The organism is Globicatella sanguinis NBRC 15551 (genome assembly GCF_001552295.1).
Lineage (GTDB): Bacteria > Bacillota > Bacilli > Lactobacillales > Aerococcaceae > Globicatella > Globicatella sanguinis.
Map to the genome: position 1 here is coordinate 1 of NZ_BCQX01000086.1, position 10,161 is coordinate 10,161.

A 10,161-nucleotide genomic window follows, 5' to 3' on the forward strand; every position below is an offset into this window, starting at 1 on the left:
CGAAAATTATTTGATTTTCTACTTCTGGTCCACTCCCTTATTGAATGATGATAATTTAAAATGTATTGAAATTATTTGAATTCGCTTTAAAATCTCGTACAATGGAGTTAGTTGAAAGTTGAGTTCTATTAATTAAAAGGTGTTTTAATAAGGGAATTCGATTATTGTCACAAAGATCATTGAATGAAAAGGAGGCAATTATGCGTTATTTTGAAGAGCAAATAGGTGAAAATGGAGCTGTCGCTAAATTTTATTTACATGAAGCTAATCCTGAAATTGATGGTGACCGTTTATATCCGGTGATGGTGTTATGTCCTGGCGGAGGTTATATGTTTACCTCAAACCGTGAATCTGAAATGGTTGCATTGCAATTTTTTGCGAAAGGTTTTCAAGTAATGGTCGTACATTATGCAACCGAAGGGGTTCAAGCATTTAATGCTGAATTAGCAAATTGGCCAGACGCTCCTATTAGTCAATATCCTAATCCTTTAGTAGAGTTGGCTATAGCGATGACAATTCTTAAAGAAAATGCAGAGGAATGGTCGATTAATGAAGAATATATTGTCGTCGGAGGTTTTTCTGCCGGTGGTAATTTAGCGGCGCAATTAGGGGTGCATTGGCATGAAGAGTGGTTAGCACAATTAGTTGGCAAATCAAATGAATTATACCGACCAACCCATTTAGTGTTAATTTATCCAGCTTTAACAATTCTTTCAACGGTGAGACCTGAATATGGTCAATCGGTGAATCCAATGATGTATGCGATTACCGGTAAAGCAGAAAATACCGAAGTTGAATTGGCTGATTTAAAACCGACGAATTTTGTTAATGATATGACACCACCTAGTTTCATCTGGCATACACGAGAAGATGATGTGGTGCCTGTTACTGATTCAATCGAGTTTGCTTTAGCTCTAGAAGAATATAAGATTCCTTATGAATTGCATATTTTCGATAAAGGTAAACATGGACTATCACTGGCGAATATCTTAACCGGTCGTCAAACTGCTAATTCAAATTATCAAGCAAGTAAATGGATTGACTTATTACTTGAATGGTTAGCGCCAACCAAAACGGCTCCAAATCGTTTCTTTGATTATACTGAATAGATTTTACCGTGGCTTACAATTCTTTAAAAAAATACAAACTAACCTCTCGCCAGCCCTTCATCAGGCATAGCGAGAGGTTTTAGTTCATATTTCTGTATTCTGGGTGACTTTTTCCACTTCACTAGGATTATAGCCGTAGTATTTTTTGAATGATTTTGAAAAGTAGAGGGGATCAGCGTAACCGACGGAGAGTGCGACGATTTTGACGGTTAAGTCTGAACTTTCTAAGAGTTGTTTGGCTCTGTTCATGCGCACTTTCGTTAAATAATCTTTCGGTGTCATTTGCTCGTATTCTTTAAAAATAGTGGAAAGATAACTGCGGTTGACTCCTAATAATTCAGCGATATAGTTAACGTTTAATGTTTCATTCCCGTATTGTTTATCTATGATCGTTCTCGCTTCAAAATATAATTGTTGAGTTGATTTTTGTTTAGAAGCTTCTTTCGGTGGAAATTGATGGGCGATTAAATATAATACTTCATATATTTTGGATAAAATTTGTAAAGTTTCAATCGAATAATAATCTTTAGTAATATTCTGGGTAACGATAAATTTAATTGTTTCACCAATTAATTTGGTATCTTCGAAATCCTTCGAAATAGCATAACCGTCTTGCATTAAAGTCGACAACTTAAAATAATCCGCAACCTTGGTGCCACTAAGCCCCAACCAATAATAAGACCACGGCTCATTAATATCGGCTTCATAATACAATAATTCATTTTCTTTCAATAAAAATAAATCGCCAGCTTTTAGATGATAGGTTTTGCCATTATAGATAAATTGGCCTTTCCCTTCTTCAATATAATGGAGTACATAATTATCACGAATGGCGGGGCCAAAACCATATTTAGGTGGACATTTTTCATAGCCGCAAAAGTCCATCATTAAATCGACTGAACCTTGATGCAATTCATAATAAACTAGACTACCGCCTTCAATCTTCTTGTTTAACACTCGTAACCCCTCCTAACCACATTAAATTATACCTAACATTATTCCATGTCGCAACCTAACATAATTCTATTTTAGAAAACGAATACACAAGGTATGATAGTGTTAACAACAAATAGGAGGCAAAATGATGAGCATTCAAGTGGAAGAAACATTATTTTATATTCATGGCAAAAACACATCTATCATTATTGAAAATGTTAATGGGTATTTATTATTAAGACATGTAGGACGTCGGGTAAACCAATATCATCAATCAAATGCAGTCTTTGAAAAAGATCATGCTTTTTCTGGTAACCCGGAACCTCATAATCGTACTTTTAGTTTTGATACTCAGCGTCAGGTGATTGGACAACATGGTTTGGGTGATTTCCGCCAACCCTCTTTAAAAGTGCAACATCATCAAAATGAAGTGACAGATTTTAAATTAGCGGACTACGAAATTGTGAAAGGTAATGTGGCACTCACAACGTTACCAACAGTTCACTCTTTCAATGATGCAGAGTCGATTATTTTCAATTTAGTAGATGAGGTTGCTAAAGTCAGCTTAAAACTAATCTATACCGCCTCAGCAACCGAAGATACGATTTTAGTGCATCAAGTATTCGAAAATATGGGCGAAGAACCGGTCGTTTTACACCGATCTTTGAGTGCGATGTTCGATGTGCCAGCTAAAGCGTATGATGTTATTACTTTACAAGGTGCTTATGCCAGAGAGAAGACCGTTCGTCGTCAACCGGTCACGCAAGGATTCTATAAAGTAGGATCGAATCGTGGTGCCTCAGGACATGGCCAAACGCCTGCTTTAATTTTGGCCGATAGCCAGACAACGGAACAAGCGGGTGAAGCCTTTGCATTACAACTCATTTACTCAGGTAATTTCCAAACCTTTGTAGAACAAAATCAGTTAAATGAAGTGCGAGTGGCAATCGGTTTAAATGATGATAATTTTAGTTGGCAATTAAATCCAGGTGAACAATTCGAAACACCGGTCGCTTTATTCAGCTATAGTGCTAATGGGTTGAATGCTTTATCAGATGAATCGCGTCGTTTCGTTCAAAATCATATTATTCCCGCAACTTTTGCACACGAATTAAGACCGATTTTAATCAATAATTGGGAAGCGACTTATTTCGATTTCAATGGTGAGAAATTATTGGCTTTAGCCGATGAAGCAGTGGCTTTAGGTATCGAACTATTTGTCTTAGATGATGGCTGGTTTGGCAATCGTTTTGATGATAATCGTGCTTTAGGCGATTGGTGGGTCAATGAAGAAAAATTAGGGGGCACCTTAAAAGCGCTCATTGATGAAGTGCATCAACGTGGTTTGAAATTTGGGATCTGGGTTGAACCGGAAATGATTTCTGAAGATAGTGATTTATATCGCAACTATCCAGACTGGGCGATTCAAGTGCCGAACCGCAGTCATACTTATTCGCGTAATCAATTGGTCTTAGATTTATCCAATCCAGAAGTGGTAGCATATTTAAAAACGACATTCGATCAATTGCTAGAAAATCATGAGATTGATTATGTTAAATGGGATATGAACCGTAATATCACGAAAATTGGTAATGGCACAACTTATCTTGAGACCAAAGCGCAATCCCATGCTTATATGTTAGGGTTGTATGACTTGGTGTCTTACTTAACGGAAAAACATGACAATATTTTATTTGAAAGTTGTTCAGGTGGTGGCGGGCGTAATGATTTAGGAATGTTACGCTATTTCCCACAAGTTTGGGCGAGTGATGATACGGATGCGATGGCACGCTTACCAATTCAATATGGTTCATCGTACTTGTATCCAACAATTTCAATGGGAGCGCATGTGTCTGTTTCACCAAACCATCAATTGGGCAGAACCACACCGATTGAAACACGAGGGCATGTCGCGATGATGGGGAATTTAGGTTATGAATTAGACTTAACGAGTCTTTCAGCAGCAGATAAAGCCGTTATTAAAGAACAAGTGGCAGCTTATAAAAAGATTCGTCCAATCATTCAATTAGGGAAACAATATCGCTTGATTAATCCTGAAGCAGATTCTAATGAAGCAGCAGTGCAATTTAATTATCAAGACCAAGTGGTGGTCACTTATGTTCGTATTTTATCAACGATTGAAACCATTGAAACGACGGTTAAATTAGTCGGACTCGAGGAGGATAGTTTGTATCAATTAGTAGACAGTGATACAGTATATTCAGGAGCAGAGTTAATGTATGCAGGTCTTACAATGGCGTTGCCTCAAGGAGATTTCTTAACGAAACAACTCCATTTTATAAAAAAATAGGAAGTGAATGAGATGAAAGGAAAAAGCAAGTTATTAAAAGCAGGCATCTTATGCTTAGCGAGTTTAAGCTTAGTGGGATGTGGAAAAGATGACGGCTTAACAGCAGATGGTAAGGTTGAAATTGAATACTTCAATCAAAAGAAGGAAATGACAGATACCATTAGAGAAATTGCGCAAGATTTTGAAGCGCAAAATCCAGACATCAAAATCAAAGTCGTCGATGTTCCTTCACCTGGTGATGTGTTAAAGACACGAGTATTAGCAGGGGACTTACCAGATGTGATGAATACTTATCCACAAAGTTTGGAATTACAAGAATGGGCTAAAGCCGGCTATCTTGAAGATGTCAAAGATCAACCTTTTATGAAAAATTTAAAAGAGGGTTATGCTGAAAACTATGAAGTAGAAGGTGGTATTTACAATGTACCACTAAGTGCCAATATGTACGGTTTTTATTATAACGCGACGAAATTTAAAGAGTTAGGATATGAAGTACCTGAGACATGGGCTGAGTTTGAAGCTTTAGTGGATCAAATGATTGCGGATGGCCAAGTGCCTTTTGCGATTGCGGGTAGTGAAGGCTGGACTTTAAATGGCTATCATCAATTAGCGATTGCGACCGTCACGGGTGGTTTCCAACCAGCGAATGATTACTTACGTTTTTCTCAACCTAACTCGATTTCAGCCGATGATGAAATTTTAAAAGCGGATGCTCAGCGTTTAGATTTATTAAGACGTCCAGGGGCAATGCAACAAAACTGGCAAGGGGCGTCTTATACCGATGCTTTAGCAACCTTTGCTAGAGGAGATGCGTTAATGACCGTTAATGGTTCATGGGCGTTGACAATGATTAACGAGCAAGAACCTCAATTTGAAGTAGCGACCTTCCCATTCCCAGGTAATAATCCGGGAGAAAGCTTAACGATTGGTTCGGGAGACTTCGCTTTATCGATTTCTGCTACGACACCACATAAAGAAGAAGCACTTCGATTTGTCGAATACTTGACGACACCAGAAGCGATGCAAAAATATTATGATGTCGATGGCTCACCCGTAACGGTTAAAGGTGTTAAAATGAAAGAAGATTCTGAATTAGCTGGTTTAGCTCAATATGCTTTTACGGATAAACATATTGTCTGGTTAGCACAAAATTGGACGAGTGAGAATGATTATTATACTTTAACCACCAATTATTTAACGACCGGTGATTTAGAGCGCATGGCACAAGATTTAAATGCTTTCTTTAATCCAATGAAAGCCGATGTAAAGTAGGAGGAGTACAATGAAAAAGTTTTTATCTAAATATTGGGGCTGGGCTTTTCTAGCAATTCCCATCCTCTTACAAATTATATTTTTCTATTTTCCGATGATTCAAGGAGCCTTCTACAGTTTAACTAACTGGACGGGGTTAACCTATAATTTTGAATTTGTGGGGTTAAATAATTACAAAATATTAATGACCGATACAAAATTTATGTCAGCGATTGGGTTTACGATTATTTTAACGATAGCCTTAATTGCCGGTGAAATTGTCTTAGGGATTTTATTGGCGCGCGCCTTAAATTCCAAAATTAAAGGCCAAACCTTCTTTAGAGCATGGTTCTTCTTCCCGGCAGTGTTGTCAGGTTTGACGGTTTCATTAATTTTTAAACAAGTCTTTAACTATGGTTTACCGGCAATTGGCAATGCCTTAGGAATAGAGTGGCTACAAGTCAGTCTTTTAGGAACTAAATGGGGTGCGATTTTTGCCGTTATCTTTGTCATGTTATGGCAAGGGGTAGCGATGCCGATTATTATTTTCTTATCTGGTTTACAAAGTATTCCCCAAGAAATTATTGAAGCAGCCCGTGTTGATGGGGCGGATCAAAAACATATTTTCTGGTCGATTGAATTACCTTATTTAATACCAAGTATTACGATGGTGTTTATTATGGCTTTAAAAGCAGGGTTAACCGCTTTTGATCAAATCTTTGCTTTAACGGGTGGTGGACCCAATGATGCGACCACACCATTAGGTTTATTAGTTTATAATTATGCGTTCAAGAGTAATCAATATGGCTATGCTAATGCGATTGCCTTAGTTTTATTTGTAATTATCGGATTGATTTCAATTTTACAAATCCGTCTCTCAAAACGTTATGAAGTACAATAGAAAGGGTGAGCACTAATGAAAAATGAAGCATCAAAACGCAACACTTGGCAATATGGCTTATTAATAATTGGTGGAATTCTCATTCTTATTCCATTGTTGGTAACCATTTTAAGTTCATTTAAAACAACTAAAGATATCGTCGATAATTTCTTTAGCTGGCCTAAACCATTTATTTTAGATAACTATCAGACATTATTAGAGGATGGTATTAAAGATTATTTCTTAAACTCAACCATTATTACAGTAGTGTCACTATTGGCTGTCACGTTAGTTATTCCGGCAGCAGCCTTCTCGATTGCTCGTAATATGAGTAAAAGAAAAGCTTTTGCGATTATGTATAGTTTGTTAATTTTAGGAATCTTTGTACCGTTCCAAGTCATCATGATTCCGATTACCGTGATGATGAACCGTATTGGTATGGCCAATATGTGGGGGTTAATTTTGTTATATTTAACTTATGCTATCCCACAAACTTTATTCTTATATGTTGGTTACATTAAAGTGAGTGTACCAGAAAGTATGGATGAAGCAGCTGAGATTGATGGAGCGGATAAACTCACAACATATCGTAAAATTATTTTTCCGATGTTAAAACCGATGCATGCGACGACCATGATTATTAATGCTTTATGGTTCTGGAATGACTTTATGTTACCATTATTAATCTTGAATAAAGATTCGAGAATGTGGTCCTTACCGCTATTCCAATATAATTATACAGGACAATACTTCAATGATTTTGGTCCAAGCTTTGCCTCTTATATCGTGGGGATTGTGACCATCACATTGGTTTACTTAGTCTTCCAAAAACACATTATTGCGGGTATGAGTAATGGGGCAGTTAAATAATCATTGCGAGTATTAATCTGACTCGTTATTAGTTAAAAAAAGTGAAACTGGTGTTTGTAATATAACACCAGTTTTTCTATAATAAAGATAGAAATGAAACGTTATAAATTTTTTATAAGATTGAGGAGGTCAGTATATGAAAGAACAATTGTTATCGTTAATTGAACAAGGGTTTCCAACGATGGAAGAACCGATGCCACGTGGTGATATGCCGGGTGATAAAATCTTTTACTCAGAGGATTCATTCGACAAAGCCCAAACACTTTATAAAGAATTAATCTCAAGGGTTGATTTTGAAACAGAAGATAAAATTATCATATCAGTCAGTGGTGGATCTGGATCGGGTAAAACGACCTTGGCATCTATTCTAGCATTTTATTTTGAAAAAGCAGGTGTTGGCACTTATATTTTATCGGGAGATAATTATCCTCATCGTATTCCTGAATACAATGATGCGGAACGCGTTCAAATTTGCCGAGATGCTGCCCAAAAAGCTTTGGTAGAACAAGGCCTTTATAATGACGAGATAAAAGCGGTCTTAGATAATATTTATCAAGTGTTCAATGATGGCAGTTTGGACTATTTATCTCAATATGATTGGTATCAAACTTATCATTTAGCTGGAAAGAGAGCTTTAGCTGATTATTTGGGCACCGATAAGGAATTAAATATCCCGGCGATTAATCGTGTCTTAAAAGAATTTAAAGAGGGCCATGACCACATTTGGTTAAAACGAATGGGACGCACACCAGATGCTTTATGGTATGACCAGGTCGATTTTTCAAACAAAAAAATAATGATTTTAGAGTGGACCCATGGTAATCACGCAGATTTAAGAGGGATTGATTTTAGACTGTTTTTAAATAGCACCCCAGCAGAAACAATGGCCTATCGTAAATTAAGAGCCCGTGATGGTCATGCGGACAGTGCTTTTGTCACGATGGTTCTTGGTATTGAACAAGAGAAATTACACCAACAAAGTCCAATGGCCGATTTAATCTTCTCAAAAGAGGGCGTCGTGTTAGATTATGATCAATATTTATCATTAATTGAAGGAGCGTAAACCGATGAATATTCAACCAATGTTAAATGTATATCCCGATAGTTTAGCTGAAAAATTAGAAGGGACGGTCGATTTTTTAGCGCGCCCTGAAGTAAAAGGCGCGTTTCAATCCGTTTATATCCTTCCTAGCTTTTATCATTCTGATTTAGACCGTGGCTTTTCAGTTATTGATTATGGCTTGAATCAAACTTTAGTGAGTGAACAGGACCTTCAATCTTTAGCGACTTTAGGCGTAAAGACGAAATTGGACTTCATCTTGAACCATGCTTCTGTCTTATCACCACAATTTCAGTCTATTGTTGAAGAGGGCAGTCACTCACCTTACTATGATTTCTTTATCGATTGGAATAAATTTTGGCAAGGACATGGTGAAATGACTGCAGAAGGGTATATTCAACCGGCTGCAGAATTTACTAACAAAATGTTCTTCCGTAAACCAGGCTTACCTATTTTAACGATTAGAACCAAAAATAATGAGCGATTGACTTTTTGGAATACCTTTTATCAAGAAAAAAAGTACCCACAAGTGACTACGCAACAATGGATGAAAGCATTGGCTATTCAATATGATCAAGCAGCAAGCATTCATGAAAAAGTACAAGCCCATCTTGAAGCGGATGCGCCATTGTCTGAATTAGATTTAGGAGCTTTGAATGCGTATTTGACCCCTGTTAAAGACTATTTAGAAACACATTGTGAATATTTAGGGCAAATGGATTTAAATATCAAATCTCCCTTAGTTTGGGAATTTTATGCGCAAACCTTAGACCAATTAAAAGCCTATGGAGCTAGTATCGTGCGTTTGGATGCTTTTGCTTATGGCCCGAAAGAAGTAGGAGAGCGCAATTTCTTAAATGATCCTGGAACCTGGGAATTATTGGATAAAGTGAGCCAATTAGCTAAAGAACGTGAGCTAACATTATTACCCGAAATCCATGAAAGCTATGAAGTAAAAATCCATGAGAAAATTGGCAACGAGGGCTATTTAGTTTATGACTTTTTCCTACCCGGATTAATTTTAGATACGATTGAAGGACAAAATGCTGAGCACTTAGCAACATGGATTGACGATATTTTAACGAAAGACCTAAAAACGGTCAACATGTTGGGCTGTCATGATGGGATCCCTTTATTAGACTTAAAAGGCTTATTACCAGAAACTCGTATTCAAGAATTGATTGACACTGTTGTCGGACGTGGTGGATATGTGAAGAATCTTCACGGCCAAAAAAATGTTTATTATCAAGTCAATGCGACTTACTTTAGTGCATTAGGCGAAGATGAGACCAAAATGATGTTAGCCCGTGCCATCCAACTCTTTATGCCAGGAAAACCACAAATTTGGTATTTAGATATTTTTGCTGGATCAAACAATCATGAAGCAGTTGCTAGAGCAGGGGCAGGTGGCCATAAAGAAATTAACCGTACGAATTTATCAGCGAAGGATATAGAAGCAGGCCTCATGAAAAAAGTGGTGAAAGATCAACTGGCATTGATCAAATTTAGAAGTCAATTTGAAGCCTTTAATGAGGACGCAACAATTCATTATGATGTAAAAGACACTCATCTATCAATCGAATGGCAATATAATGGTGCCAAAGCATTGATGACAGTGGACTTAAGTCAACCAACAAGCTTATTGGTGAGTGGTACCTCAGCTGATGGAACAACCGTCTTTGAGTATCAGGGATAATTATTTTAAATTAAATTTAGCACCAAAGTGGGAGTAGACCAGAAGTAG

The 10,161-nt window shown here is 37.1% G+C and carries 8 protein-coding genes; 7 read left to right on the top strand and 1 reads right to left on the bottom strand.

Annotated features, from left to right (window positions below; translation table 11 throughout):
• Nucleotides 1-200 precede the first annotated feature (200 nt).
• Nucleotides 201-1,109, top strand: a complete 909-nt coding sequence (locus tag GSA01S_RS07570) for an alpha/beta hydrolase (RefSeq protein ID WP_066126309.1) — start codon at nt 201-203, stop codon at nt 1,107-1,109.
• An 84-nt stretch (nt 1,110-1,193) separates the two neighbouring features.
• On the opposite strand, the gene GSA01S_RS07575 is transcribed toward GSA01S_RS07570, so the two are convergent.
• Nucleotides 1,194-2,066 carry an AraC family transcriptional regulator gene (locus GSA01S_RS07575; RefSeq protein WP_245631299.1) on the bottom strand — a complete coding sequence of 291 codons (873 nt, stop codon included), beginning with the start codon at nt 2,064-2,066 and terminating at the stop codon, nt 1,194-1,196.
• Between the two features lie 127 nt (nt 2,067-2,193).
• Between GSA01S_RS07575 and GSA01S_RS07580 the strand changes: the two genes are divergently transcribed.
• From GSA01S_RS07580 to GSA01S_RS07605, 6 genes are all read left to right on the top strand, one after another.
• On the top strand, nt 2,194-4,356 hold the full coding sequence (locus GSA01S_RS07580) for an alpha-galactosidase (RefSeq protein WP_066126311.1): 2,163 nt from the start codon (nt 2,194-2,196) through the stop codon (nt 4,354-4,356).
• Between the two features lie 12 nt (nt 4,357-4,368).
• Complete coding sequence (locus GSA01S_RS07585) at nt 4,369-5,628, top strand: extracellular solute-binding protein (protein WP_066126314.1); 1,260 nt, start codon at nt 4,369-4,371, stop codon at nt 5,626-5,628.
• A gap of 10 nt (nt 5,629-5,638) precedes the next feature.
• Complete coding sequence (locus GSA01S_RS07590; protein ID WP_066126316.1) at nt 5,639-6,508, top strand: carbohydrate ABC transporter permease; 870 nt, start codon at nt 5,639-5,641, stop codon at nt 6,506-6,508.
• Between the two features lie 15 nt (nt 6,509-6,523).
• Nucleotides 6,524-7,357, top strand: a complete 834-nt coding sequence (locus GSA01S_RS07595; protein ID WP_066126318.1) for a carbohydrate ABC transporter permease — start codon at nt 6,524-6,526, stop codon at nt 7,355-7,357.
• Nucleotides 7,358-7,493: 136 nt separating this feature from the next.
• The gene (locus tag GSA01S_RS07600; RefSeq protein WP_066126319.1) at nt 7,494-8,420 is read left to right on the top strand and encodes an adenylyl-sulfate kinase; all 927 of its coding nucleotides are present in this window, start codon (nt 7,494-7,496) and stop codon (nt 8,418-8,420) included.
• Nucleotides 8,421-8,424: 4 nt separating this feature from the next.
• Nucleotides 8,425-10,113, top strand: a complete 1,689-nt coding sequence (locus GSA01S_RS07605; protein ID WP_066126322.1) for an alpha-amylase family protein — start codon at nt 8,425-8,427, stop codon at nt 10,111-10,113.
• The last annotated feature ends 48 nt before the right edge of the window (nt 10,114-10,161 follow it).